Below are 25,664 nucleotides of genomic sequence, written 5' to 3'. Positions count from 1 at the left end.
GACCACCGGGCGCACCCCACGTGATTAACGGATCACATGGGGTGCCCCTGCCGCTGTCAGGAGGAGGCGGGCCGGTAGTCGCTGCCCAGGACGACCGAGACGTCGGCGCCGGAGGAGACGGTGCCCTTGGCCACGGAGCCGGCGGGCAGGCCCAGGGTCTTGGCGACCTCGGCGGCGCTCGCCTTGTCGGCGGCGTCGGCGTAGAGCACCTTCGAGGTGGTCCGGGCGGCGGACGCGGTGCCGCCCTCCAGGAAGGTGAAGCCGCCGTTGAGGAGGACCACGCGGGCCTTCTCGGTGTCGTCCTTCACACCGGTGGCGTTCTGGACGGAGACCCGGACCGCGGAGCCCGCGTCGGGGCTCTTGGCGGTGCCGCCGAGGATGTCCTTCACCACACTGCCGCTGGTCCGCGCGCTCAGCGTGCCGTCGGACTGCACGGGCAGCAGGGCCGTCTTGTAGTCGCCGCCCTTGGCGAGGTCGGCGAGCTTGGCCAGGAAGGCGCCGAGGTCCTTGTCGGTCAGCGGCGGGTCGAGGATCTGCGCGAGGGTCTGCACGGTGACCGTGGCGCCCTGCGCATCCGAGGAGATCTTGCGCAGCACGCCCTGCATGACCTGCCCGAACCGCTCCAGCTGAGCGTTCTGGGCCTCGCCGGAGGCGCGGTAGGTGGCGTAGGCGACGGCCATCTTGCCGCTGAGGGTCTGGGCCTTGCCCTTGTGGACCAGCGGCGAGGTGCCCTTCTTCTTGGCGTCCGGGTCGGGTACGTCGGTGTCGGTGTCGATGTCGATGCTGCCGACCAGGTCGACGAGGTTCTGCAGATACGGGGTGTCCAGGCGCCAGGTGCCCTGGATGTCGGTGCCGAGGACCGTGTCGAGCTGGTCGCGGGTACCGGAGGCGCCGTCGTCGTCCACCGACTTGGCGAGGGTCGTGGTGCTGCCGTCGTCGCCGCTGAGCGCGAGGGAGTTGGGCAGCAGCACGGTCGTGCCCTGCTCGGTGGTGGTGTTGTCGACCAGGAGCGCCGTGGAGGTGCCGCCCTTGCCGGTGTTGTGCAGGTGGACGACGATCACGTCACGCTTCTGGGCGGCCGCCGGCGTCGCCGTGCCCGACTTGGAGCCGGAGGAGGACAGGCCGGGCAGCTTTCCGGCGTACCAGAGGTAGCCGACACCGCCCACGGCGACGAGGGCGAGGACGACGAGCAGGGCGACGATCCGGCTGCGGGCACGGCGGCGGGCCTCCTCGCGGCGCTCGGTGCGGTTCTCGGTGAACTTCAGCCAGTCGATGACGTCTTCGGAGTCGTCGGTCGGCTCCTCGACGAAGGCGAACTGCTCGGTGCGGTAGTCGCGTTCGGGGGCGGCCTGGGGCTCCGGCTCCTCGGCCGGGCCGGCCTGCTGCGGGATGTAGGCGGTCTGCTCGGTGACCCGCGGGTGCTGCCCGCTGGTCGTGGTCCGGCCGTACGGGTCGTACGGGTTCGCCGCGCCCCTGCCGCCATAGGTGTCGTAGGAGGAGGCGGACGGCTGGTGGCCGGTGTCGTACGCGTCGTAGGACGGGGCAGGGCGCTGGTTGCCGGTGTCGTAGGGCTGGGCCGGCTGCTGCCCGGTGGCGTAGGGGTCGTAGCCGTAGCCCTGCTGGGCGTACGGGTCGTAGGGCTGCTGCGGGGTCGGCTGGGCCGGGACCTGCTGGTACACCGGACGGCCGTACTCGTCGTAGCCGACGAGTTCGTACGGGCCGTCTCCGTACCCCGCGTCGTATCGGTCGTTCACCGGTGCCCCTCTCGGCTCACTCGCCGCGGTACAGCTCGCGCTTGTCGATGTAGCGCACGACTCCGTCCGGCACCATGTACCAGATGGGCTCGCCCTTGGCGACTCGCGCACGGCAGTCCGTCGAGGAGATCGCGAGCGCGGGTACCTCGACGAGTGTGACACCGCCCTCCGGCAGGCCGGGGTCGGTCAGGTGGTGGCCGGGCCGGGTGACGCCGATGAAGTGCGCCAGGGAGAACAGCTCCTCCGAGTCGCGCCAGGTCAGCAGCTGGGCGAGGGCGTCGGCGCCGGTGATGAAGAAGAGGTCCGTGTCGGGGTTGAGGGCCCGCAGGTCGCGCAGGGTGTCCACGGTGTAGGTGGGGCCGCCGCGGTCGAGGTCGATGCGGCTGACGGAGAACTGCGGGTTCTCGGCGGTCGCGATGACCGTCATCAGGTAGCGGTCCTCGGCCGGGGAGACCTTGCGGTGGGACTTCTGCCACGGCTGGCCGGTGGGCACGAACACCACCTCGTCCAGCTGGAACTGCGCCGCGACCTCGCTGGCGGCCACCAGGTGTCCGTGGTGGATCGGATCGAACGTCCCGCCCATGACGCCGAGGCGGCGCTTGCCCGAGTGGGCGGGGCCGCTGCCCGGGCCGTACGCCGGGGTCTTCACCGTGCCTGCCGCCGTTTCGGCGTGCTGGGCGGCGTCGGCGGCCGCGGGTGCGGCTGTCTCGTGCGCCGGGCCGGTAGGCATGTCCTGCTCTCCCATGCGTGCAGACCCTACCGGCCCCACCTGAGGGCCCCGGCGGGGGACGGGGTCCGGGGTCAGCGGTCCCGGTTGAAGCGGGTGGTGATCCACAGGAGCAGGAGCAGGATGACGAGGGCGCTGCCGCCGGTGACGGCGGGGTTCAGGCTGTCGTGGTTGCCGCCGTGCTCCCCGCCCTCGGCGGCGAGGGTGACCAACTGGGCAGTGGCGCTGTGGAAGCTCATCTTCGGCAGGACCTATCGCGTGTGGGCGGGATAAAGACGTCGGCTCATCGTAAGCGGGCGGCCCGGCGGCGATCACCCCGACTCCGCCGTTGGTGCGGGCGCGGGCGCGGTTCGGCCGCCGGCGGGGGAACTTTCGCGGGCGGTCAGTCGTCCTTCCGCTTGTAGCCGCGCAGCAGAAGCCACGCGGTCAGTGCGCAGCCGACGAACATCACGATCAGGACGACCCGGAGCAGATTTCCCGAACCATGCTGCTGGACGGCACTGCTGGCGGCCTCGGTCAGCCAGGCGGCTGCGGGGTGGTGCTCCATGACGTGGACTCCTTCGGCTGTACTGCCCGTCCACGGTATCTCCGCCTAGGCTGGCTCCCGCCTCGGGGGCACAGTGAGGCACTCATACGCACATGGGGGAAGACATGTCCGACGACGGCCGCGAGCAGACGGGGCACGAGCGCGTGCCGAGCAGGCAGCGCAGGCGCTTCCCCGGAATCTCCTCGCGCGCGTACGAGCACCCGGCCGACCGGTCGGCCCTGGTGGCGCTGCGCAAGCTGAGCGGTTTCGACACGGTGTTCAAGGCACTCAGCGGGCTCCTTCCGGAGCGGAGCCTGCGGCTGCTGTTCCTTTCCGACTCGGTGCGCGTCTCCGAGCGGCAGTTCAAGCATCTGCACGACATGCTGCTGGACGCCTGCTACATCCTGGACCTGGAGAAGGTCCCGCCGATGTACGTCAACCAGGACCCGCAGCCGAACGCGATGTGCATCGGGCTCGACGAGCCGATCATCGTGGTCACCACGGGACTGGTCGAGCTGCTCGACGAGGAGGAGATGCGGGCGGTCGTCGGGCACGAGGTGGGCCACGCCCTGTCCGGGCACGCGGTGTACCGCACGATCCTGCTGTTCCTCACCACCCTGGCGCTGAAGGTCGCCTGGATACCGCTGGGCAACTTCGCGATCATGGCGCTGGTGGCGGCGCTGCGGGAGTGGTTCCGCAAGTCGGAGCTGTCCGCCGACCGGGCCGGGCTGCTGGTGGGGCAGGACCCGAAGGCCTCCATGCGCGGCCTGATGAAGATCGCGGGCGGCAACCACCTGCACGAGATGAACGTGGACGCGTTCCTGGAGCAGGCGGAGGAGTACGAGGCCGGCGGCGATCTGCGCGACTCCGTGCTGAAGATCCTCAACGTGCTCCCCCGCTCGCACCCCTTCGCCACCATCCGGGCGGCCGAGCTGAAGAAGTGGACCGAGTCCCGGGACTACCAGCGGATCATGGACGGCCACTACCCGCGGCGCTCCGACGACAAGGACACCTCGGTCAGCGACTCCTTCCGTGAGTCCGCCGCGAGCTACGCGGACGACGTGAAGACCTCCAAGGACCCGCTGATGAAGCTCGTCACCGACCTCGCGGGCGGCGCCGGCGACCTGGGCGGCCGGGTCCGCCGGGGCTTCGACGGCTTCAGGAGCCCGGCTCCGCCGAAGGACGCGCCGTCTAAGGACGCATCGCCCGAGGACACTTCGACGACGGACGAGGAGTAACCGCAACTCCCCAACGGCGCGGGGCTGTATCGACATACGGCCCCGCCGCGTGGGCGCGCGCAAACCCCACGCACGGCACCCGCACCCGCACCCGCACCTGGCGGCACACCCTCACCCCGTCGGCCGAACCCCGGTGGCCAGCGTCCCGCACAGCGCGGTGGCACTGTCCGTCGCATACGGGTCGGTCCCCGCCGGCCCGCCCGCCCTGGCGGACTCCCCGGCCAGCAGGGGGTGGAGGTAGGAGGTCGCGTCCTCCGCGCAGGACATGGGGCCGGCCTGGGCGTAGGAGGTGACCAGCTGGAGCTGGCCGACGCGCAGGTCGTCGCTGTCGAAGTGGAAGGTCATCTCACGGCGGACCGTGAACAGCGACACGGGCTCGTCGTCGGCCGCGCCGGTCCGGCGCAGGGCGTAGACGACGATCGTGTCGGCGCTGACCTCCAGCGTGGCCGCGTCGGCCTCGCCGGCCTGCAGGGTGCCCTGGACGCGGATCCGGTCGTCGGCCAGTTGCGCGCGGGAGGGGTCGAGGCGGACCAGCCAGCCGGTGGGTGCGTGGCGGCCGTCCGCGGCGGGGTGGTCGAAGCTCTGGTCGAACTGGTCGAGCTGCTCGGAGTCGAGGAGGGACCGGGCCGGGCGGAACTGGCGGCCGGTGAGCACGTCGGGGTCGAGGGAGGAGCGGACCAGATAGGTCCTGGCGATGCTCAGCGCGGCCGTGACCTGGCTGTCGGAGAAGTGCGGGGTGCTGCGGGTGGCCGGCAGCGGGATCCCGGCGGCGCCGACCTCGAACTGGGCGGCGGGGCTGTGTGCGTAGAGCAGCTCGGCGTCGGCGGCGCCGGGCACCTTGCCCTGGGGCGCGAGCGGGATGACGGTCATCCGCACGGCCTCGGCGGACCGCCGGGCCTGCGGGGAGCTGTACGGGTGACGGACGCCCATGTAGATCGCGGTGCCGAAGGCGACGGCGAGCAGCAGGGCGAGGACCAGGAGCTGCCGGGTCAGTCCCCGGTGCAGGAGCCGGCGGCGGCGCACGGCGGGCGCGTGGTCGCCCATGCGCTCCTGCGCGGAGTACTCCTGGAGGCGGGCAGCACGGACGAACGACTCGTCGAAGACGACGGATCGGTACTCGTCCTCTCCACCTCCGGGGCCGCCCTCGGGTGTCCCCTCAGGTGGGTCTCCAGGCCCGCCCATACTTTCAGAGTAGGTCTCGTGGGCCTCGGGTAAACGCCCCGCTACGCGACAACTTCTGACAGGTTCTCAACAGGTGCCGGTACGGGCGTTCAGGGGGTCCGCGGGAAGGCCGAGACGGCTGGCGGACTGGAGTCGGCGGAGGCCGAGGGGGGCGAGGCCGCGCCCTGCTCCAGGCCGGTGGCGGCGGGGGACGGCACCCGGTCGCGGGTGTTCGAGGAAGCGCCCCGGTAGACGGCGGCGAAGGCCAGCGCGACCATGCCGATCCCCATCACGAGGGCGAGCACCCAGGCGACGGGACGATGCCAGCGGACCTGCCTGCCGTGGATCCCGAAGATGCCGCGGCCGTCGCCGAGGACGTAGGTGTCGTCCAGTTCGTCGTCGTCCCGATCATGACCGAAATCGGCCCCCTCGGGGCCATAGCCGTCGTTGTAGCGCTCGCCTCTGGCGTGGGCGCGGCGGGCTTCGGCCTCGGAGGCCTCGGCTCTTGCCTGTGCGGCGGCCAGGAGGCGTTCGACGGCGGTCGGCTCGTGCACCACGGCCGCCTGTACGAAGGCCTCGTCGAAGACCACGGAGGCGAACTCTTCGTCCGACACCCCGTGGTCGTGGTCGTCGTCGGGCTCCCAGCCGTCAGGGAACGGCGTGCCCCCCACGTCCTCCGGCACGGATCCAGAGTAGACCTGGGGGGTCAATTTGGGCAGACGGTATGGAAATTCATCCGCCTGCTGAGACGCCTTTTCGCCAGGGTCGTCAGCGGCGCACGTGACCGTCGCCGGTGACGATGTACTTCGTGCTGGTCAGCTCCGGCAGGCCCATCGGGCCGCGGGCGTGCAGCTTCTGGGTGGAGATGCCGATCTCGGCGCCGAAGCCGAACTGGCCGCCGTCGGTGAAGCGGGTGGAGGTGTTCACGGCGACGGTGGTGGAGTCGACCAGCTGGGTGAAGCGGCGGGCGGCCTGCTGGGAGGTGGTGACGATCGCCTCGGTGTGGCCGGAGGTCCACAGCCGGATGTGTTCGACGGCCTTGTCCAGCGAGTCGACGACGGCGGCGGCGATGTCGTACGAGAGGTACTCGGTCTCCCAGTCCTCGGGGGTGGCCTCGACCACGGTGGCCTTGGAGTCCTTGGCGTAGGCCATGACGCGCTCGTCGGCGTGGACGGTCACGCCGGCCTCGGCGAGGGCGTCGAGGGCGCGCGGCAGGAACTCGGGGGCGATGTCCTGGTGGACCAGGAGGGTCTCGGCGGCGTTGCAGACGCTGACCCGCTGGGCCTTGGAGTTGATCAGGATCTCGATCGCCATGTCGATGTCGGCCCGGGCGTCGACGTAGACGTGGCAGTTGCCGGTGCCGGTCTCGATGACGGGGACGGTGGACTCGTTGACCACGGTCTGGATCAGGGAGGCACCGCCGCGCGGGATGAGCACGTCGACCAGACCCCGGGCGCGCATCAGCTCGCGCACGGAGTCGCGGCTCTCACCGGGCACCAGCTGGACGGCGTCGGCGGGCAGCCCGGAGCCGCCGACGGCGTCCCGGATCACCCGGACCAGAGCGCTGTTGGACTCGTAGGCGGAGGCCGAGCCGCGCAGCAGGACGGCGTTGCCGGACTTCAGACAGAGGGCGGCGGCGTCGACGGTGACGTTCGGGCGGGCCTCGTAGATGATGCCGACCACGCCGAGCGGGACGCGGACCTGGCGCAGGTCGATGCCGTTGGGGAGGGTGGAGCCGCGGACGACCTCGCCGACCGGGTCGGGCAGCTTCGCGACGTCGCGGACGTCGGCGGCGATGGCGCGGACCCGCTCGGGGGTGAGGGTGAGCCGGTCGACGATGGCCTCGCTGGTGCCGTTCTCCCGGGCCTTGGCCACGTCCTTGGCGTTGGCCTCGACGATCTCGCCGGTCCGGACCTCCAGGGCGTCGGCGATGGCGAGCAGCGCGTCGTCCTTCGCGGCGCGCGGGAGCGGCGCGAGGTCGGCGGCGGCGGCCTTGGCCCGGTAGGCGGCCTGGGTGACCGGGGACATGGAGTCGTACGGCGAGAGCGTGGTCATGAGGGAAGGGTAGTGCGCCGAACGGGGCCGTCCATCGCTCGTTCCACACCCCGAGACGGGATCAAGGGGGTGGAAACACCTGTACGGCGTCAGAAGGGATGAACCCCCACCGGGGCCGCGGGGGGCGGGCCGTACCCCTCGGAGATGCGCTGATGGTAGGTCTCCCGGTCGATGACCTCCAGGCCGACGATCTCCCAGGCGGGGAGTCCGGCGGTCTGGCGGTGCTCGCCCCACAGACGCAGGGCCACGGCGGCCGCGTCGTGCAGGTCGCGGGCCTCTTCCCAGTAGCGGATCTCCGCGTGGTCGTTCGCGTATCTGCTGGTCAGCAGGAAGGGGTGGTCATGGGCCAGCTGCTCGAGGGCGCGCCGCAGATCCCCCAGGGGGACTTCCTGCCCGGAGACGCTGAGGGTGACGTGCCACAGGCGGGGCAGATCCCTGGGCTCCTCGTAGGTGCCCCCGGCCGCGACGCTCGTCAGAGCACCACGGGACGCCGCCGCCCCAGGGCGCACTCGTCTCACGACGGCCTCCTTCACGCAGCGCTCGGGAACGTGTTCCTGAGAGAAAGTTGAGCAGGCCCTACGGCTCCGCGGGGCGGTTTTACGGAACGTCCCCCACCGGGGGCCGACGTTACGCCCCGTTTTTACGGGTGCAGGAGCACCAGGTCGTCCCTGTGTACGACCTCGCGTTCGTACGCCGGGCCCAGCTCGCGCGCCAGCTCCCGGGTCGAACGCCCGATCAGCTGGGGGATCTCCTTGGCGTCGAAGTTGACGAGCCCGCGGGCCACCGCACGGCCGGTGCCGTCGCGCAGCTCGACGGGATCGCCTGCGCTGAACTCGCCCTCCACGGCGGCGATTCCGGCGGGCAGCAGCGACTTGCGCCGCTCCACGACCGCGCGGACGGCGCCGTCGTCCAGGGTGAGGGAACCCTGCGGGGTGGAGGCGTGCTGGAGCCACAGCAGCCGGTCCGCGGAGCGCCTGCCGGCGGGGTGGAAGTAGGTCCCGGTGTCGCCGCCGGCGAGCGCCTCCGCCGCGTGGACGGCGCTGGTGAGCACCACCGGGATGCCCGCGGCGGCGGCGATCCGGGCGGCCTCGACCTTGGTGACCATGCCGCCGGTGCCGACGCCGGCCTTGCCAGCGCTGCCGATCTCGATGCCCGCGAGGTCGGCGGGCCCCCGAACCTCCGCTATCCGCGAGGTGCCCGGCCTGCTGGGGTCGCCGTCGTAGACGCCGTCGATGTCGGAGAGGAGGACCAGCAGGTCGGCGTGGACGAGGTGGGCGACGAGGGCGGCGAGGCGGTCGTTGTCGCCGAAGCGGATCTCGTCGGTGGCGACGGTGTCGTTCTCGTTGACGATGGGGAAGGCGCCCATGGCCAGCAACTTGTCCAGGGTGCGGGAGGCGTTGCGGTGGTGGGCGCGGCGGCTCATGTCGTCGCTGGTGAGCAGGACCTGTCCGACGCGCACGCCGTAGCGGGCGAAGGAGGCGGTGTAGCGGGCGACGAGCAGGCCCTGGCCGACGCTGGCGGCGGCCTGCTGGCGGGCCAGGTCCTTGGGGCGGCGGCGCAGCCCCAGTGGAGCGAGGCCTGCGGCGATGGCACCCGAGGAGACCAGCACGATCTCCTTCTCTCCCCCGCTGCGGATCTTGGCGAGGACGTCGACCAGCGCGTCGACGCGGTCGGCGTCCAGGCCGCCCGCGGCGGTGGTCAGCGACGAGGAGCCCACCTTGACGACGATCCTGCGGGCCTCACCCACGGCCTGCCTTGCCCTTGCCACCTTGCCTGCTGTCCCCTCGCCCGGTTCCGGCTGCTGTGCGGCAATCTACGCGAAGGGGGCCGTGCGCCGCGCACCGGTCCAGCCCCCGGACAGGCGGGGCGTGATCGTTCGATCACTGTTTGCGTACGGTAAAAAGGTTGTACTGGTTGTCTATAGAAATTAAATCCCTGACAAACATAATTTGACCTTCGTGTCACCTAACGTTCGCCAACCGAGGCGCATACTCCTTCGCTCCGGCAAGAGCCCCTACGACGTCTTCACCGTGGAGGAGGCTCTCCACCAGGACGTCATCGCCACCAACGCGGGCAACCTGATCTTCCAGGACGCGGCGCACAAGATCCTCGAGGTCCCGGGGACCGAGGTCGTCTCGAACGGCGGACGGACCGAGGTGGCCGCTGCCGCGCGCATCAACGCGGAGTACGACGCCTTCGTCGTGCCGCTCGCCAACGCCTTCCGGCCGTCCTTCGAGACCGCGCTGAAGCGCCTGACCCGGCTCATCACCCGGCTGAGGATCCCCGTCGTGGTGCTCGGCGTCGGCGCGCAGACCGGGGTGAGCTACGACCCGGCACGGCTGAAGAGCATCGAGCCGACGGTGCGCGAGTTCTGTGCGGCGGTGCTGGAGCGCAGCGCCTCGATCGGGGTGCGGGGCGAGTTCACCGAGCAGTACCTGCGGGACATGGGCTTCCGGGACGTGGAGGTCATCGGCTGCCCGTCGCTGTTCCTGTACGGCAGCGAACTCGACGTGCGCAAGCGGGTGCCCGGACTGACCGCCGAGTCGCGGATCGCGGTCAACGGCTCGCACAGCGCGGTGAAGAAGCAGGGCCTCGGCCGGATCATCACCCGGGCCCACGACCGGTACCCGAACCTGCGCTTCATCGGCCAGAACCTCAGCGACGCGCGGCAGCTGCACTGGCGGGACCTCAGCGACCCCAACGCCGCGGTGACCGCGATCCCGACGCACCCGGACCACCCGATGTACCGGGAGGACAAGGTGCGGGTGTACGTCGACCCGGTCACCTGGATCGACGAGCTGCGCCCCTTCGACTTCTCCTTCGGCTCACGCATCCACGGCAACATCGCGGCGCTGCTCGCGGGAACGCCCGCGACCGTGCTGTGCGGCGACTCGCGCACGCTGGAGCTGTGCCGGTACTTCGAGATCCCGCACCAGCGGCTGGACAAGGTCGTCAAGGACCCGGAGGCGGCCGACCCGGCGCGGCTGTACGAGCAGGCCGACCTCGGCGGGCTGGTCGGCAACCACCGGGAGCGCTTCGAGCGGTTCGTCGGCTTCCTGGACAGGAACGGGCTGCAGAACACCTTCACGCACGGCGACGGCGGCGCGGCCTTCGAGAAGAAGATGGACTCGCTGTCGTTCCCGCCGGGTGTGCGCCCGTGGAACGACACGGACCTCGCCTCGCTCAGCAGCCGGTTCGGCTGGCTGCACACCCGGGTCAGCGAACTGACCGAGGACAACACCCAGTTGCGCCGGGAGCTGGCGCGGGCGAGGAAGGTCAAGGACGGCGTGCCCGCGCCCACCGCGTCCGTCTACCGGCGCGCCCGCCGCGTGGTGGGCCGGCCGTTGCGCCGGGCGCTGCAGTCCGGCAAGCAGTGACTCCCCCGGCCGGCGGCGGTCCTCAGGCCGCCGCCGCGCCGAATCCTCCGCTCGGGAGCATCCGCCGGATCTTCCTGAGCGCCCGGCGCAGGAAGGAGTTGGCGGCGGCCTCCCGGTAGCCCTCGAAGGCCCGGGCCTCGCGGGGTTCGGCGAGGTAGACCTGGTCGGGGATGCCGGCCTCCTTGGACCGGAAGTGCGGGTAGACGAGGTAGACGCGGGTGCCGCGCTTCTCCAGGATCGCGGCGGCCTGCTTCTTCGCCTTGACGAACTTCACGACGTCCAGCAGCAGTTCGGGCCGCTGCATGGCCACGAGGTGCAGCCGCAGCCGCTCGTGCACCTTGAGCCGGCGGGCCACCCCCGGCGTCCAGTAGGCCTCCATCAGCGGCTTGGCCAGCTCGAACTTGTGCCGGCGGACCTCTTCGTCGTCCGTCAGGAACTTCGGCCCGAACTGGGGCAGCAGGGTGATCAGGAACGGCCGGATCATCAGGGTGTCGCGCTTGTCGCCCGCCGGGACCATGTCGGCGATCAGCTTCATCAGGGCGCGGGCGGAGTCGAAGCGGAGCGTGTAGCTGCCGGTCTTCGTGACGTGCTTGCCGTCCTCGCGGCCGACCAGGTAGTAGCAGGGGTAGTCGGCGACCACCGAGACACCGTCGGCCCGCAGATAAGCCTCCATCGTGAACAGCGCGTCCTCGCCGGTCCACAGGGACTCGTCGAAGCGCATGCCGTGCTTCTCCAGCAGTGCCCGGCGGAACAGCTTCTGCGCGCTGAGCGTGAACTTGATGTTCGACGAGAAGACGTCGGTCCGGTCGAGGGTCTTGCCCCACATGGACTTCGGCGGGATGCGGTTGATGCCCTCGACCTTGCCGAGCACCACGTCGGTGCCGTTCTTGTCGGCCATGGCGACCATGCGCTCCAGGGCCTCGGGCCCGAGCCGGTCGTCGGCGTCCAGGAAGAAGACGTAGCGTCCGGCCGCCTTGCCGAGGCCGACGTTGCGCGGTCCGCTGGGGCCGCCGGAGTTGTCCTGGCGGATGACGGTGACCGGCATGGGGGCGCGGTCCGCGAACTCCTCCAGGTACTCCCCGGTACCGTCCGTCGAGCCGTCGTCGACCGCGATGACCTCCATACGTGCCGGGTCGATGGTCTGAGCCTCGACGGATGCCAGGCACTCGACCAGGTACGGCATCGCCTCGTACGCCCCGATGATCACGGTGACATCAGGCTGCGTCACGACGGTCACGTTTCCCCCTCGCTTTCCCGCTGGTCAACGGAACATTCCCCCCGTATCGCCTCATTCGCAACCTGATAGACGGGCACCCGTGGGAAGCGGTTGCCTCACAGCGGGTAATCAGTGGTGCACATCACACCGATGCCGCCTCACAGGAACCGGACAGAAACGGAGCACGGCGGGCGGTACGAGACAGTACGCATCCGGAGTAAGAGCGGTTCAGCTGCGGTCAAGAGCCGCGTAAGACGGCGGACACGGCAACGGCCCCCGAGGACTGCTCCTCGGAGGCCGCATGGCAGGGGAACGGGTCAGCCCGCGCTCACACCGTCCGTCTCACCGGCGGACGCCACGCGCTGACCCGGTACCGCGTTGGTCAGCTCGGCGGCGTCGGCGTTCCCGGCGGCCGCCCGGGACTCCTGGCCGACGTTGCGGGTCTCGGCCTTGAGGGCCAGGTCGGCGACCGCGGTGTTGAACCGGTCGATGGACTTCGGCTCGTCCGGGCCCAGCAGGTACCGCTTCAGCTCGCCCCGGTCCTCGGCCAGCGGGTCGCTGGAGGGGTCGCGTACGGCGTCCAGCAGGCCGCCCAGCTCGGCCGCGCCGTTGGACAGGATCGTCGCCGCGCGCACGGCCGTGTTCTGCCGCTTGAACTCCTCCACGCCCAGCTCGGCGGAGTCGGTCACCGCGTACGGCTTGCCGCTCGCGATGAAGTCCGAGACCACGGAGGAGATGTCGGAGACCATCGCGTCCGAGACGTTGAAGCAGTCGTACAGGCGCGGCTCGGCACCCGTGATGACCCGGTGCTCGTAAGAGGGGAAGGAGCGCCAGTAGACGTCGTTCCACTCGGTGCGCAGCCGGGCGATCTCCTCGTGCCTCTGGACGTCGACGATCCCGTCGCGGGTGGCCTCGGCCTCGTCGCCCTTGTCGCCGCCCTTGCCGGTCAGCTCGGCGATCCGGGCCTCGATGCGGCCCAGGTCCGACTTCGCCTTCTCCTGGGCGGCCCTGTCGGCGGTGAAGCGCGGATCGGCGGCCCGCTCGGCGGCGGCCTTCTCGACCAGGGCGGTGATCCGCTGGTGCGCGGCGCCGGCGTCCTTGCTGACGGTGCCGGTGAACGGGTGCGGCTTGTACAGGACACGGACCGGCGGGTCGGCCGTGATCAGCTTCTTCACGATGTTCTCGCCGGCGAGCACGATCGAGGTGTTGCCGGGGTTTCCGTCCCAGCCCTCCCAGGTGGGGGCGTAGAGAACGGTCGGGCAGTGCCCGTCGGGCACGCCCCTACTGCTCTGGATGGGCGCCAGCTGCGGGCGGCCGACCTCGACGATGTCGTCGTCGCGGACACCGACGTCGGCGATGGCGTAGCGGTCGCGGCCGGCCCGGCCGGCGGTCCAGACCTCGTCGTACACCTTGCTGTACGGGTTGACGCTGGCCAGCTTGTCGCTGTCGCCGTGGCCGATGAAGACGTGCTTCATGGTCGGCACGCGCAACAGGTGGATGTTCTTGCCGACGTTGGCCGCGTACAGGGCGACGCGCACGGTCGACAGGTCCAGGTTCATCAGGTGCACCCCTCCGGGCACGCAGATGACGGGGACCGTGGTGGGCGCCAGGTTGTTCAGGATGGCGCGCTCGCGCAGGATGATCAGCGGCCGGCTCTCCAGCCGCTCCATCGTCTCCAGCCACATGTTGACCTGGTACGCGGAGTCCTTGGAGCCGGAGAAGTACAGGACCGTCTCCGGCTTGTAGCCGGCCAGCCACTCGTCGACGGCGGCGAGGACGACGTCGGCCTTCGGCGGGGTCCTCCGGCCGCGCACGTACGGCACCAGCACCAGGACGTACAGGCAGCCGAGGCCCACGGTGAGGCCGATGCCCACGAAACCGGCGACGGCCGAGTCCACGATCGCCGAGACCACGATGCCGACGACGGCGAAGAGGTCGAGGTGGAGCATTTTCTCCGCGGAGCGGTGCAGCAGGCGTCGCGGCGGGGCGTCCGGGATGCGGATGCGGGACTTCAGGTCCACGTTGCGGGTGGCGACCGGCATCCGGCGACGGCTGCGGATGAGGGTGACCAGCGCGCCGTGCGGGGCCTGGAGGCCGTAGAAGGCGATGAAGCAGGCAACCGCACCGTAGAAGATCAGGTCGTCCGCGTGCGAGAGCCGGGCCAGCAACAGGATCAGCAGCAGCTGCCGGATCAGGAACCGGATCGAAAGACCGGCCCGGACCTTGCTGAGGCGGTTGATCAGGTAGCTGCCCTTGCGGTGCAGATAGTGGTCCGCCAGGTACGTCACGGCGGCAACGGCCGCGAAGGCGTAGACGCTCGGGACGAGCGCGGCCAGCATGAGCGCCGGGAACCCCAGCATCACGAGGGCCGCCGCGGCCAGCTCGGCCACGCTGCCCACCCGGGCGACGCGAATAGCGGTGGATATCACAGAGAAACCTGCTCTGGGAGGGGGAGTGCCGGTTTTGTTCGGTATTGCCGGAAGTGGCGGTGCTTTTGCGAGGCGTACGGAGTCAGGCCTCTGCGAACGCCCGTCGAATGGGCGAACACAGAGGCCTGAATTCCTATAAGCTATTTAGCCGCAATTATTACATGCCGTCCTGACGGTCCAGAACGGAGGCCAGCGCCTGCTCGAACCCGGAGGCCTTGGCGGCGCCCGCCGTCGGGTCCTGCTGGCGGACGTCGATCACATGACCGGTCAGCTCCGAGAGCAGCACGTCCAGGGAGGTGCCGGCCACGGCCTCGGAGGAGAGCAGCGAACCGGCCGGCTCCTGGCCGAAAGCCTTGGTGCGCATCGGGGTGGCGGTGCGCTCCGGGTTGATGCAGTTCACGCGGATGCCGTCGCCGGCCCACTCGTCGGACAGCGCCTGAGTGAGGTTCACCATGGCGGCCTTGGTCGAGGAGTAGAGGCTGTACTCGGCGCGGCCGCGGGTGTAGCTGCTGGAGGTGTAGAGCAGCAGCTGGCCCTTGGTCTCGGCCAGGTACTTGTACGACGAGCGGGCGATCTGCACCGGGGCCAGGTAGTTGACCTTCAGCGCCTCCTCGATGGTGGCGTTGTCGGTCTCGGCGAGCTTGCCGATGCGCAGCACGCCCGCGGTGTTGACGACGTAGTCGATCCGGCCGGTCTCCGCGTACGCCTTGGACAGCGCGTCGTCGACCTCCTCCGGGTTCTCCACGTGGGTGCCGGTGGTGGAGCGGCCCAGCGCGTAGACGTTCGCGCCGTAGGACTCGGCGAGTTCGGCGATGTCCTTGCCGATGCCGTAGGAGCCGCCGAAGATCACGACGGTCTTGCCGGTGAGGAGCGCGCGGTAGGCCTCCTCGCCGTTCTGCTCGGGGGCGGCGGTGGAGGCGAGCTGGAACAGCTTGTCGGCGATGAAGACGTCGACCGGCTGCGTCACCTTCATGTTGTACTCGTCGCCCGCGACAACGTGGATCGGCACGTCCGGCAGGTACTTGAGGACGACGGAACAGTCGTCCGTGGCCTGGAAGTTGGGGTCGCCGGCGGCGACCTCGTAGGCCCGCTTGATCGTGGACAGCTTGAAGGCCTGCGGCGTCTGACCGCGGCGCAGCCGGGAGCGGTCCGGGATCTCGGTGATGAACTCGCCGTCCTCGCCGTGCGTGCGCGTGACGATGATGGTGTCCGCGGACGGGATGGCGACGTCGACGGCCTGGAAGCGGTCCAGCGCGGTCACGCAGTCGTCGATGACGCGCTGCGAGAGCAGGGGGCGGACGGCGTCGTGGAAGAGGACGTTGAGGTCCTCGCCCTCGGCCAGACCCTCACCGAGGGCCTCGATGGCGCGCTCGGTGGTCTCGTTGCGGGTCGAGCCGCCCTCGATGATCTTCTTGATCTTCCGGAACCCGGCCTTGGCGACGATCTTCTCGATGTCCGGCACATAGCCCGGCGCCATCAGCACGATGACGTCGTCGATCGACTCGGTGTTCTCGAAGGTGGTCAGGGTGTGCTCGATGACTGCCTTGCCGGCGATCTTCAGCAGCTGCTTGGGGATCGACAGACCCACCCGCTGACCGGTACCACCGGCCAGGATCACTGCGGTGGTTCGGGGCTTGGCTATGTGCTGGGACACAGGCTGACCTACCTTGCGGCGACAGGGAACCGTGAAATGGTCCCACTTCGGGTAACCGCAGTGCAAGGTGAGTGACGTCCCATGCATATGTGCGCGCAACCTGTCATTCACCTAGTACTCCTGGTGATTGGGGACGGTTGCGTTGAACCCCCGTGGAATTGTTGTGAGTAAGTCCACAGGTTCCGATCGGCGCCGCCCGAGTCGCTTCGGACAGTGCTGACCGAGCACCCTGACCAGCTCTTTCCACGGCATCCGGGGCACGGTCCGGACAGGGTTCGCACCGGGGGACGGCGAGGCTGCGACGAACGCGCCGAACGGAGCCCGGGCTGCCGCTTCAGGGAAGAACCGCGGCTCCGGCACGGCCGGCAACGGCCGTTCGGGCACCGCCGGGAGCGGCGCCGGATCACCGACGACACGCACGCCCGGCGTACGGATCCTTTCGGCCACCTCCGCGCCGATCGCACCGGCCGCCGTGGCCTCCCGACGGGGAGTCGGGATCTTCACGTCCCGGGGCGTGGGGCTGCACGAGTTCTTCATATGCGGGACGGCACCGTCGCGAACAAGCCGGAAATACAGCTCCTCGGCGGAGCCCATTGCCGCGGAATTCCACACGGGGATTCCGCGGCATCTCGGTTCCGGTCAAGGTAAGAGAGCGGTTAACGGTGTACGTGGCCGGATGAAGAAAATTTACCGGCAACCCGAGCAGTGTCTCGAAAGTGCGCTTACCCGGCTCTCACCTGTGAGACCAGGCGCACGCCCGGCTCGTCCGACTCCACCCGCAGCCGCGCCAGCGTGCTCGCCGTGGCCTGCGGCCGGACCACCGTGTCGACGACCCGGACCTGGGCGTCGATGCCGTCGCGGCGGATGTCGAAGAGGTGGTAGCCGCGGTGGGCGTCGATCACCTTCCAGTGCGGGTTGTCCGCCATCAGCGGGTCCCACTGCGCGTGGAAGGCGGCCTGGTCCTGGTCGCCGTTGCTGGATATGGAGGTGCCGACGAACTCCGCGCCGACCACGTCGGAGTCCGGGTCGGCGAAGTCCTCCAACAGGTTGCTGATCATCGTCAGGTGCCGGTCGCCGCTGAGCACGACCGGGTTGCGGACGCCGGCGAACTCCTCCAGCAGGGCGTTGCGTTCGACCTGGTAGCCGTCCCAGGCGTCGTAGTACCAGAGCTTGCCCTCGCCGAGCAGCAGGTCGGTCTCGGCCATCATGATCTGCGAGGCGATCAGGTTCCAGCGGGCCGGGGACTCGTACAGCCCGTCCAGCAGCCACTGCTTCTGCTCGGCGCCGAGCATGGTCATCGACGGGCTCTCGGCGCCGTCCTGGGTCGTTGCCTGGTCGGTGCGGAACTGCCGGGTGTCGAGGACGTTGAGCCGGGCCAGGCGGCCGAACTCCAGCCGGCGGTACATCTGGATGTGCGGACCGTCCGGGATCGCGGTGGCGCGGACCGGCATGTGCTCGTAGTACGCCTGGTAGGCCGCGGTCAGCCGGGCCACGAACGCGTCGTGCGACTGCTTGTCGGGGTCCTGCGGGATCTCGCCGGCGAAGTCGTTGTCGACCTCGTGGTCGTCGAAGGTGACCACCCAGGGCGCGTTCGCGTGCATCGCGGCGAGGTCGGGGTCGGTGCGGTACTGGGCGTAGCGGTTGCGGTACTGGACCAGGGTGTACGGCTCGTCGCTGCCCTCGTGCCGGCGCACGGAGGCGGCGGAGGGCTTGGACTCGTAGATGTAGTCGCCGACGAAGAGCACGACGTCGGGGTCCTGGGCGAGCATGTCGGCGTACGGGGTGAAGTAGCCGTGCTGCCAGTTCTGGCAGGACGCGAGCGCGACGCGCAGCGAGCCGCCCCTGCGGTGCGGGTGGGGGGCGGTGCGGGTGCGGCCGGTGGGCGAGACCTGGCCGTCGACGCGGAAGCGGTACCAGTACGGGCGGTCCGGGCGCAGTCCCCGTACATCCACGTGAACGCTGTGCCCGTACTCGGGCCGGGCCTCGGTGGTGCCTCTGCGGGCGGTCTTCGCGAACCGCTCGTCCTCGGCGATCTCCCACTCCACGGGGACGACCGCGTCGGGCATGCCGCCGCCGTGGAGGGGATCGGGGGCGAGCCGGGTCCACAGCACGATGCCGTCGGGCAGCGGGTCGCCGGAGGCCACGCCGAGGGTGAACATCCCGTCGGGCAGCGGGGTTCCGGCTGCCCGGGCCGCAGTGGCCGGCAGCCAGAGCTGGGCGGAGGCCGCGGCGCCGAGGACGGCGGCACCGGCGGTCAGAAAGCGGCGTCGGTCGGGCGGTAATGCTCCGGTCATTCGCTGACTCCCTTGCCACGGAGGCCTCTTGGGCCCGGACCTTCGGAAGCTCCCACGGCCGGACGTCCCGCCCGCTGAACGAGAGCATTCGCGTGCATGACAAACAGGCAGACAACAGAAGACCCGCCGCGACACAGGAACCACGGATGGAACGTGACCTTGCCGCAACGGGTCTCACTGCATGTCAGGAGATGCCTACGGTAACGGGAGTTAGCGGGCGAATCCCGAGCCGATCCGGCCATTCGCCGCAGGTGTGCCCGGCACCGGGACACCGCAGGAGCGATGCCCGGCGCTCACCTTCTCGGCCCGGGTGGTGCGAGCGACTACTCGAACGGGTCGAACTCGTCGTACGCGCGCTGCGTATCGTCCCGCTCGGCCTGCTTGTCACGGCGGCGCTGCGCCGCGGGCCGCGGCTCCTCGAAGCGGTGGTCCTCGCCACGCCGGCCGAGCATCTCCGCGCCCGCCATGACCGTCGGCTCCCAGTCGAAGACGACCGCGTTCTCCTCGGGGCCGATGGCGACGCCGTCGCCCGCCCGGGCACCCGCCTTCATCAGCCGCTCCTCGACGCCGAGGCGGTTGAGCCGGTCGGCGAGGTAGCCGACGGCCTCGTCGTTGTTGAAGTCGGTCTGGCGGACCCAGCGCTCCGGCTTCTCGCCGCGCACCCGGAACAGCGGCTCCCCCTCGATCTCCTCGCGGACGACCGTGAAGCCCGCGTCGTCCACGGCCTTGGGCCGGATGACGATCCGCGTCGCCTCCTCCTTCGGCTTCGCGGCGCGCGCCCTGCCGACCAGGTCACCGAGGGCGAACGACAGCTCCCGCAGCCCGATGTGCGCCACCGCGGACACCTCGAAGACGCGGTAGCCACGCGCCTCCAGGTCGGGGCGGACCATCTCGGCGAGGTCCTTGCCGTCCGGCACGTCGATCTTGTTCAGGACGACGATGCGGGGACGGTCGCCGAGGCCGCCGTACTGCCGCAGCTCCTCCTCGATGATGTCGAGGTCGGAGACCGGGTCGCGGTCGGACTCCAGGGTCGCGGTGTCCAGTACGTGCACGAGCACACTGCACCGCTCCACGTGCCGCAGGAACTCCAGGCCGAGGCCCCTGCCCTGGCTGGCACCCGGGATCAGACCGGGCACGTCGGCGATGGTGTAGACGGTCGAGCCGGCGGTCACCACGCCCAGGTTCGGGACGAGGGTGGTGAACGGGTAGTCCGCGATCTTCGGCTTGGCCGCGCTGAGCACGGAGATCAGCGAGGACTTGCCCGCGCTCGGGTAGCCCACCAGGGCCACGTCGGCGACCGTCTTCAGCTCCAGGACGATGTCCTGCAGGTCCCCGGGCACGCCCAGCAGCGCGAAGCCGGGCGCCTTGCGGCGGGCGCTCGCCAGCGCCGCGTTGCCGAGGCCGCCACGGCCGCCCTGCGCCGCGATGTACGAGGTGCCGTGGCCGACCAGGTCGGCGAGCACGTTGCCCGCGCTGTCCAGGACGACGGTGCCGTCCGGCACCGGCAGGACCAGGTCCTCGCCGTCCTTGCCGGAGCGGTTGCCGCCCTCGCCGGGCTTGCCGTTGGTGGCCTTGCGGTGCGGGGAGTGGTGGTAGTCCAGGAGCGTGGTGATCGACTGGTCCACGGTCAGGATGACGTCACCGCCACGGCCGCCGTTGCCGCCGTCCGGGCCGCCGAGCGGCTTGAACTTCTCACGGTGAACGGAGGCACAGCCGTGGCCTCCGTTACCCGCGGCGACATGCAGTTCGACGCGGTCCACGAAGGTGGTCATGGTTCAGTGCCTCCAGTGAGTACAGGTGTTTCTCTGCTTGCTGCGTTTCCATGGGAAACAAGCGAAAGGCGGACCCGCCTTCCCGACCGGGAAGTGAGGTCCGCCTCGCGAAGTGAACGTCCGGTCAGGCGACCGGAACGATGTTCACGACCTTGCGGCCACGGTGGCTGCCGAACTCCACCGCACCGGCCTGCAGCGCGAACAGCGTGTCGTCGCCGCCGCGGCCGACACCGGCGCCCGGGTGGAAGTGGGTGCCGCGCTGGCGGACCAGGATCTCACCAGCGTTCACGACCTGACCGCCGAAGCGCTTCACGCCGAGCCGCTGGGCATTGGAGTCGCGACCGTTCCGGGTGGACGATGCGCCCTTCTTGTGTGCCATGTCTCCTCAGTCCCTTACTTCGCAGCCGCGGGGATCGACGTGACCTTGATCGCCGTGTACTGCTGGCGGTGGCCCTGACGACGGCGGTAGCCGGTCTTGTTCTTGTAGCGCAGAATGTCGATCTTCTGGCCCTTGTGGTGGTCCACGACCTCGGCCTGGACCTTGATGCCGGCCAGCACCCACGGGTCGCTGGTCACAGCGTCGCCGTCGACAACGAGCAGGGTCGAGAGCTCGACCGTGTCGCCAACCTTGGCAGTGGAAATCTTGTCAACCTCAACGATGTCGCCGACAGCAACCTTGTGCTGGCGACCACCGCTGCGCACGATGGCGTACACGCGGATCTCTCTTTCGCTCGAAGAAACGGCACCCCCGAAGGCCAGCCGCCCAGGAACAGCAGGAACGACCTCTCCCGGCCAACCGTGTGCCCGGGAGGAAGAGGTTTACGGGGATGTGGCGCGTTCAGTGGACACGCCGACGGTCAAGGTTACGGGGCCACGGCCGAAGGGGTCAAACCGGGCCGGGCCCCCGCGGTATGCGGCCGGTCACACGGACCGGCCGCACACCGCTCAGCGGGTTCAGCTCTCGTCGGCGGCGGCGGAGACCGTGGTGGTCTTCTTCGCCGTCGACTTGGCGGCGGCCGTCTTGGCGGTCTTGGCCGCCTTCTTGGCCGTCGTCTTCTTGGCGGCCGTCTTCTTGGCCACGGTCTTCTTGGTTGCGGCCTTCTTCGCCGTCGCCTTCTTGGCCGCCTTGCGGGCGGTCTTCTTGGCCGGCACGGCCTCCTCGACCGCCTCCTCCGCCGCCTCGACAGCGGGCGCCTCGGCGGCAGCCGCCTCCGGCGCGGTGGCCGGGACGACCACGACGGCCGTCTCCTCGGACGTGGTCGGCGCGGTGGCCTTGCGCACGGCACGGCGCCGCGGGCGGGCCGGGGCGGCGCTCTCGGCGGGCGCCTCCTCGACCGGAGCCGGGGCCTCGGCCTCGGGCTGCTCCACCGGCGCCTCGGGCGCGGTCTCGGCGACCGTCACCACGGCCGCCTCCGCGCCCGCCGGGGAACCGGCCGGCGCGGACACCTTCCGGGTCGCCCGACGACGCGTACGGCCCTTGGGCGCGGCCTCCTCGGCAGCGGGCTCCGGGGCCGCCGCGGCGACCGGCTCGGCCTGCGCCTCGACCACCGGCTCCGGCTGTGCGGGCAGCACGGCCTCCTCGGCGGGCACGACGACCTCGGCGGTCTCCGCGGCCTCGGTGGCCTCGGTGGCCTTCCCGGCCCTGCGGCGCTCGGCCTTCGGCGCACCGGCCGGGGCCGAGGCCCGACGGCTGACGCGGCGACGCGAACGGCCACGGCCGGCCGCCGCCTCCGCCTCGGCGACGCTGCTGTACAGCTCCTCGTCCGGCGCGAAGTCGGGGGCGGGCAGGGCGACCGGCTCGGCCAGCTCAGCGGCGACCTCGACGACGGTCTCCGCCGCGGGCTCGACGGCCTCGCCCGTCTCCACGGCCACCGCGGCGACCTCGTGCTCGGGCAGCTGCCCGTCACCGCCGCGCCCGCGCTTCTTGCGCTTGCCGCCGCCACCGCCGCCGACCGCGGTCGGCTGCTCCATGTGGACGATGACGCCACGGCCGTTGCAGTGGACGCAGGTCTCGGAGAAGGACTCCAGCAGGCCCTGGCCGACCCGCTTGCGGGTCATCTGGACCAGGCCCAGCGAGGTCACCTCGGCGACCTGGTGCTTCGTACGGTCGCGGCCCAGGCACTCCAGCAGGCGGCGCAGCACCAGGTCCCGGTTCGACTCCAGGACCATGTCGATGAAGTCGATGACGATGATGCCGCCGAGGTCGCGCAGCCGCAGCTGGCGCACGATCTCCTCGGCCGCCTCCAGGTTGTTCCTGGTGACCGTCTCCTCCAGGTTGCCGCCCTGGCCGGTGAACTTGCCGGTGTTGACGTCGACGACGACCATCGCCTCGGTCCGGTCGATCACCAGCGAACCGCCGCTGGGCAGCCAGACCTTGCGGTCCAGCGCCTTGGCGAGCTGCTCGTCGATCCGGTAGGTGGCGAAGGCGTCGACCTCGGAGGTCCACTTCGACAGCCGCTCGGCCAGGTCCGGGGCCACATGGGAGACGTACCCGTGGATCGTCTGCCAGGCCTCGTCACCGCTGACGACGACCTTGGAGAAGTCCTCGTTGAAGATGTCGCGCACGACCCGGACGGTCATGTCCGGCTCGCCGTACAGCAGCGTCGGAGCGTTGCCGCTCTTCGCCTTCTTCTGGATGTCCTCCCACTGCGCCTGCAGCCGCTCCACGTCCCGGCGCAGCTCCTCCTCGCTCGCGCCCTCGGCGGCGGTGCGCACGATGACGCCCGCGTCCTCGGGGACGATCTTCTTGAGGATGGTCTTCAGACGCGCGCGCTCGGTGTCGGGCAGCTTGCGGCTGATGCCGGTCATCGAGCCCTCGGGCACGTACACGAGGTAACGGCCCGGCAGGGAGACCTGGCTGGTCAGACGGGCGCCCTTGTGACCGATCGGGTCCTTCGTCACCTGGACGAGGACCGACTGGCCGGACTTCAGGGCGGACTCGATGCGACGCGGGCCGTTGGCCATGCCCAGCGCCTCGAAGTTGACCTCACCGGCGTACAGGACGGCGTTGCGGCCCTTGCCGATGTCGATGAAGGCGGCCTCCATCGACGGCAGCACGTTCTGGACCTTGCCCAGGTAGACGTTGCCGACGTACGAGGTGGCCTGCTCCTTGTTGACGTAGTGCTCGACCAGCACGCCGTCCTCGAGGACACCGATCTGCGTGCGCTCGCCGTGCTGGCGCACGACCATCACGCGCTCGACGGCCTCGCGGCGGGCCAGGAACTCGGCCTCGGTGATGATCGGAACGCGTCGGCGGCCCTGCTCACGGCCCTCGCGGCGGCGCTGCTTCTTCGCCTCCAGACGGGTCGAGCCCTTGATGGACTGCACCTCGTCGGACGGCTCGGCGGGCTTGCGGGGCTCGCGGACCTTGACGACCGTGCGCTCCGGGTCGGTCTCGTCGGGCTCGGTGTCGACGGAGGTGTCACCGGCGCGACGACGACGGCGACGGCGGCGACGGCTGCTGGAGGAGCCGGACTCGTCGCGCGCGTCCTCGGCGTCCTCCTCCTCCTGCTCGACGGTGTCCTCGGCGTCCTGGGCGGCCTGCTCGGCGGCCAGTTCGTCGGCCTCGGCGTCCCCGCCCTCACCGGCCTCGCCCTCGACGGCGTCACCGCGGCGACGGCGACGGCCGCCCCGGCGACGGCGGCGGCGCGAGCCGGCCTCCTCGGCGCCCTCGGCCTCTTCGGTCTCGTCGCCCTCGGCGAGGTCCTCGGCGGCGGCCTCCTCGGCCTCCTCCGGCTCCTCGTCCTCGGTGGCGGCCTCGACGGCCTGCGGCTCCTCGGCGAAGGCGGCGCCACGGCGGCGACGGCGGCGGCGCGAGCCGGCTTCGGCGCGCTCCTCCGCGTACGTCCCGGTCCCGGCGGTCTCCGCGGGCTCCGCGGTCTTCTCGGTCTCCTCCGTCCCGGCGGCCTCGGCAGCGGCCTCGGCGGCGGCCCGCTCGGGCGTCTGGAACTTCGGCTCGGCGAACACCGGCGCCTGGAACACGGCCACGGCGGGGCGGGCCGGGCGACGCGGTGCATCGGCCTCGGCCTCGGCCTCGGCGGCCGCGGAGTGCGCGGGCGCGGAGAACCCGCTCGCGGCCTGTCGCACGACCCGGCGGCGACGGCGCGGCGCACCCTCGGCGGTGGCCTGGACGGCGACGGGCTCGGCGGTCTCGGCCTCCTCGGCGGCGGCCTGCTCGGCGACCACAGGGGCCTCGGCGGTCGCCGGAGCACCGACGGGCGCGGAGACCTGGCGGGTGGCGCGGCGGCGGGTACGGCGAGGCGCGGCCTCTTCGGCGACGTCGGCCGCCGCGGGGGCCTCAGCGGCCTCGACGGTCTCGGCAGCCGCGGGCTCTTCCACGGCCTCGGCGCCGGGCGCGGCGGCAGCGGCCGGCACGACGGTCTCGACGGCCTCGGCCGCGGCGCCGGCGGGCGCGGACGCCCGGCGGGTGGCACGACGACGCGTACGAGCGGCGGGCGCGGCCTCCGCCTCGACCGCGGGCGCGGTCTCGGCCGCGGGGACCTCCACGGCGGCCTCGGCGACCGGCGCCTCAGCGGCGGGCGCGGACTCGGGGGCCTCGGCGGCCTGCGGCGCACCGGCGGGAGCGGATGCGCGGCGGGTGGCACGACGGCGCGGACGGGCGGCGGGCGCGGCCTCCGCCTCGACGGCGGGCGCGGTCTCCACGTCGGCGGCGGGCGCGGTCTCGGCCGCCGCCTTCTCCTCGGCCTTCACCTCGGTCTTCTCCTCGGCCTCGGCCGCGGCCGGAGCCCCGGCCGGCGCGGAGGCGCGGCGGGTGGCACGGCGGCGGGTACGGGGTGCGGGCGCGACCTCTTCGACGGCCTCGACGGCTTCAGCCGGCTCAACGGCCTCGGCGGCAACGGTCGCAACAGCCGTGTCAGCCGTGTCAGCCGTGACAACCGTCTCCACGGTCTCGGCAGCCGCGGGTGCCCCGGCGGGTGCGGACGCACGCCGTGTGGCGCGGCGGCGGGTGGTACGAGCGGCGGGCGCGGGCTCCTCGACGGCGGGGGGCGCCTCGACGGTCGCGGCCTGCTCCTCGGTGATCTCCTCGGCCTCCGCTGCCGGTATGGCCGGCACGGTGACCTCGGTGGGTGCCTCGGCCGCGACGGGCGGACCCGCCGGGCGAGAAGAGGCACGGCGACGCCTGCGCGGCGGCAGGGTGTCGCTCGGTGTGTTCAGTTCGGAGCCCTCGCGGGGCTCGGTCGGCTCGAGCATGCGGGCGTTTCTCCCGTCAGGCTCCCGGGCGCCGCGCCTGGTCCGGCGTCGGTCTCCAAGGACCGTCCGCCGTTGACGTCCGCGGCCCGCGCGATGCGCAGTGGCCGCCGTCCGGGGCGCGGGCGCCGCACGGGAGCACTCTGTGTCCTGTCTCGCCGGTTCCGTACGCCTTGTCGGTACGGCCTGGCGAAAGTCTTCTGGTCGGTGCGCTGCCCGACCCAGGTGGCTCCCGAGTACGAGGGCGGCGCTA

Annotated in this window: 19 protein-coding genes; 2 read left to right on the top strand and 17 right to left on the bottom strand. The window is 71.1% G+C overall.

Annotated features, from left to right (window positions below; all coding sequences use genetic code 11):
- Nucleotides 1-56 precede the first annotated feature (56 nt).
- The 4 genes from FB157_RS11370 to FB157_RS11360 all read right to left on the bottom strand — a co-directional run bounded on the left by FB157_RS11370 (nucleotide 57) and on the right by FB157_RS11360 (nucleotide 3,028).
- Entirely contained in the window at nucleotides 57-1,754 is a 1,698-nt protein-coding gene (locus tag FB157_RS11370) for an LCP family protein (protein ID WP_145878516.1), read from the bottom strand.
- Nucleotides 1,755-1,770: 16 nt separating this feature from the next.
- A complete protein-coding gene (gene nadD, locus FB157_RS11365) occupies nucleotides 1,771-2,499 on the bottom strand; it encodes a nicotinate-nucleotide adenylyltransferase (RefSeq protein WP_145878514.1) in 729 nt (242 codons plus the stop codon).
- A 56-nt stretch (nucleotides 2,500-2,555) separates the two neighbouring features.
- Entirely contained in the window at nucleotides 2,556-2,720 is a 165-nt protein-coding gene (locus FB157_RS47230) for a hypothetical protein (RefSeq protein WP_186581454.1), read from the bottom strand.
- Nucleotides 2,721-2,863: 143 nt separating this feature from the next.
- Nucleotides 2,864-3,028: a hypothetical protein gene (locus FB157_RS11360; protein WP_145878512.1), complete on the bottom strand. Its 165-nt coding sequence runs from the start codon at nucleotides 3,026-3,028 to the stop codon at nucleotides 2,864-2,866.
- Between the two features lie 104 nt (nucleotides 3,029-3,132).
- Between FB157_RS11360 and FB157_RS11355 the strand changes: the two genes are divergently transcribed.
- A complete protein-coding gene (locus FB157_RS11355) occupies nucleotides 3,133-4,245 on the top strand; it encodes a M48 family metallopeptidase (RefSeq protein ID WP_145878510.1) in 1,113 nt (370 codons plus the stop codon).
- Nucleotides 4,246-4,356: 111 nt separating this feature from the next.
- Here the strand turns inward: FB157_RS11355 and FB157_RS11350 are convergent, their stop codons facing one another.
- The 5 genes from FB157_RS11350 to proB form a co-directional block, all read right to left on the bottom strand.
- Nucleotides 4,357-5,427: a hypothetical protein gene (locus FB157_RS11350; RefSeq protein ID WP_145878509.1), complete on the bottom strand. Its 1,071-nt coding sequence runs from the start codon at nucleotides 5,425-5,427 to the stop codon at nucleotides 4,357-4,359.
- Nucleotides 5,428-5,516: 89 nt separating this feature from the next.
- On the bottom strand, nucleotides 5,517-6,089 hold the full coding sequence (locus FB157_RS11345; protein ID WP_145878507.1) for a hypothetical protein: 573 nt from the start codon (nucleotides 6,087-6,089) through the stop codon (nucleotides 5,517-5,519).
- A gap of 85 nt (nucleotides 6,090-6,174) precedes the next feature.
- The gene (locus FB157_RS11340; RefSeq protein WP_145878505.1) at nucleotides 6,175-7,461 is read right to left on the bottom strand and encodes a glutamate-5-semialdehyde dehydrogenase; all 1,287 of its coding nucleotides are present in this window, start codon (nucleotides 7,459-7,461) and stop codon (nucleotides 6,175-6,177) included.
- 89 nt (nucleotides 7,462-7,550) lie between these two features.
- The gene (locus FB157_RS11335) at nucleotides 7,551-7,979 is read right to left on the bottom strand and encodes a hypothetical protein (protein WP_145878503.1); all 429 of its coding nucleotides are present in this window, start codon (nucleotides 7,977-7,979) and stop codon (nucleotides 7,551-7,553) included.
- Between the two features lie 122 nt (nucleotides 7,980-8,101).
- Complete coding sequence (proB, locus tag FB157_RS11330; RefSeq protein WP_145878711.1) at nucleotides 8,102-9,208, bottom strand: glutamate 5-kinase; 1,107 nt, start codon at nucleotides 9,206-9,208, stop codon at nucleotides 8,102-8,104.
- Between the two features lie 211 nt (nucleotides 9,209-9,419).
- Between proB and FB157_RS11325 the strand changes: the two genes are divergently transcribed.
- A complete protein-coding gene (locus tag FB157_RS11325) occupies nucleotides 9,420-10,838 on the top strand; it encodes a polysaccharide pyruvyl transferase family protein (RefSeq protein WP_145878502.1) in 1,419 nt (472 codons plus the stop codon).
- A gap of 22 nt (nucleotides 10,839-10,860) precedes the next feature.
- Here the strand turns inward: FB157_RS11325 and FB157_RS11320 are convergent, their stop codons facing one another.
- The 8 genes from FB157_RS11320 to FB157_RS11285 all read right to left on the bottom strand — a co-directional run bounded on the left by FB157_RS11320 (nucleotide 10,861) and on the right by FB157_RS11285 (nucleotide 25,414).
- The gene (locus FB157_RS11320) at nucleotides 10,861-12,066 is read right to left on the bottom strand and encodes a glycosyltransferase (RefSeq protein WP_391336241.1); all 1,206 of its coding nucleotides are present in this window, start codon (nucleotides 12,064-12,066) and stop codon (nucleotides 10,861-10,863) included.
- 305 nt (nucleotides 12,067-12,371) lie between these two features.
- Entirely contained in the window at nucleotides 12,372-14,453 is a 2,082-nt protein-coding gene (locus tag FB157_RS11315; protein WP_145878708.1) for a hypothetical protein, read from the bottom strand.
- Between the two features lie 187 nt (nucleotides 14,454-14,640).
- Nucleotides 14,641-16,137, bottom strand: a complete 1,497-nt coding sequence (locus tag FB157_RS11310; RefSeq protein WP_145878500.1) for a bifunctional cytidylyltransferase/SDR family oxidoreductase — start codon at nucleotides 16,135-16,137, stop codon at nucleotides 14,641-14,643.
- A 722-nt stretch (nucleotides 16,138-16,859) separates the two neighbouring features.
- Complete coding sequence (locus FB157_RS11305) at nucleotides 16,860-18,431, bottom strand: alkaline phosphatase (protein ID WP_145878498.1); 1,572 nt, start codon at nucleotides 18,429-18,431, stop codon at nucleotides 16,860-16,862.
- 323 nt (nucleotides 18,432-18,754) lie between these two features.
- Nucleotides 18,755-20,203, bottom strand: coding sequence for a GTPase ObgE (obgE, locus tag FB157_RS11300; RefSeq protein WP_145878496.1), 1,449 nt, complete (start codon nucleotides 20,201-20,203; stop codon nucleotides 18,755-18,757).
- A gap of 124 nt (nucleotides 20,204-20,327) precedes the next feature.
- Nucleotides 20,328-20,582, bottom strand: coding sequence for a 50S ribosomal protein L27 (gene rpmA / locus FB157_RS11295; RefSeq protein WP_061922958.1), 255 nt, complete (start codon nucleotides 20,580-20,582; stop codon nucleotides 20,328-20,330).
- A gap of 14 nt (nucleotides 20,583-20,596) precedes the next feature.
- The gene (gene rplU / locus FB157_RS11290) at nucleotides 20,597-20,917 is read right to left on the bottom strand and encodes a 50S ribosomal protein L21 (protein ID WP_030749991.1); all 321 of its coding nucleotides are present in this window, start codon (nucleotides 20,915-20,917) and stop codon (nucleotides 20,597-20,599) included.
- Nucleotides 20,918-21,157: 240 nt separating this feature from the next.
- Complete coding sequence (locus FB157_RS11285) at nucleotides 21,158-25,414, bottom strand: Rne/Rng family ribonuclease (RefSeq protein ID WP_186581452.1); 4,257 nt, start codon at nucleotides 25,412-25,414, stop codon at nucleotides 21,158-21,160.
- Between the last annotated feature and the right edge of the window lie 250 nt (nucleotides 25,415-25,664).

This window comes from Streptomyces sp. BK340 (assembly GCF_007827595.1).
Lineage (GTDB): Bacteria > Actinomycetota > Actinomycetes > Streptomycetales > Streptomycetaceae > Streptomyces.
Note: the sequence above shows the minus strand (reverse complement) of the source record. Positions and strands in the feature narration are given on the sequence as shown.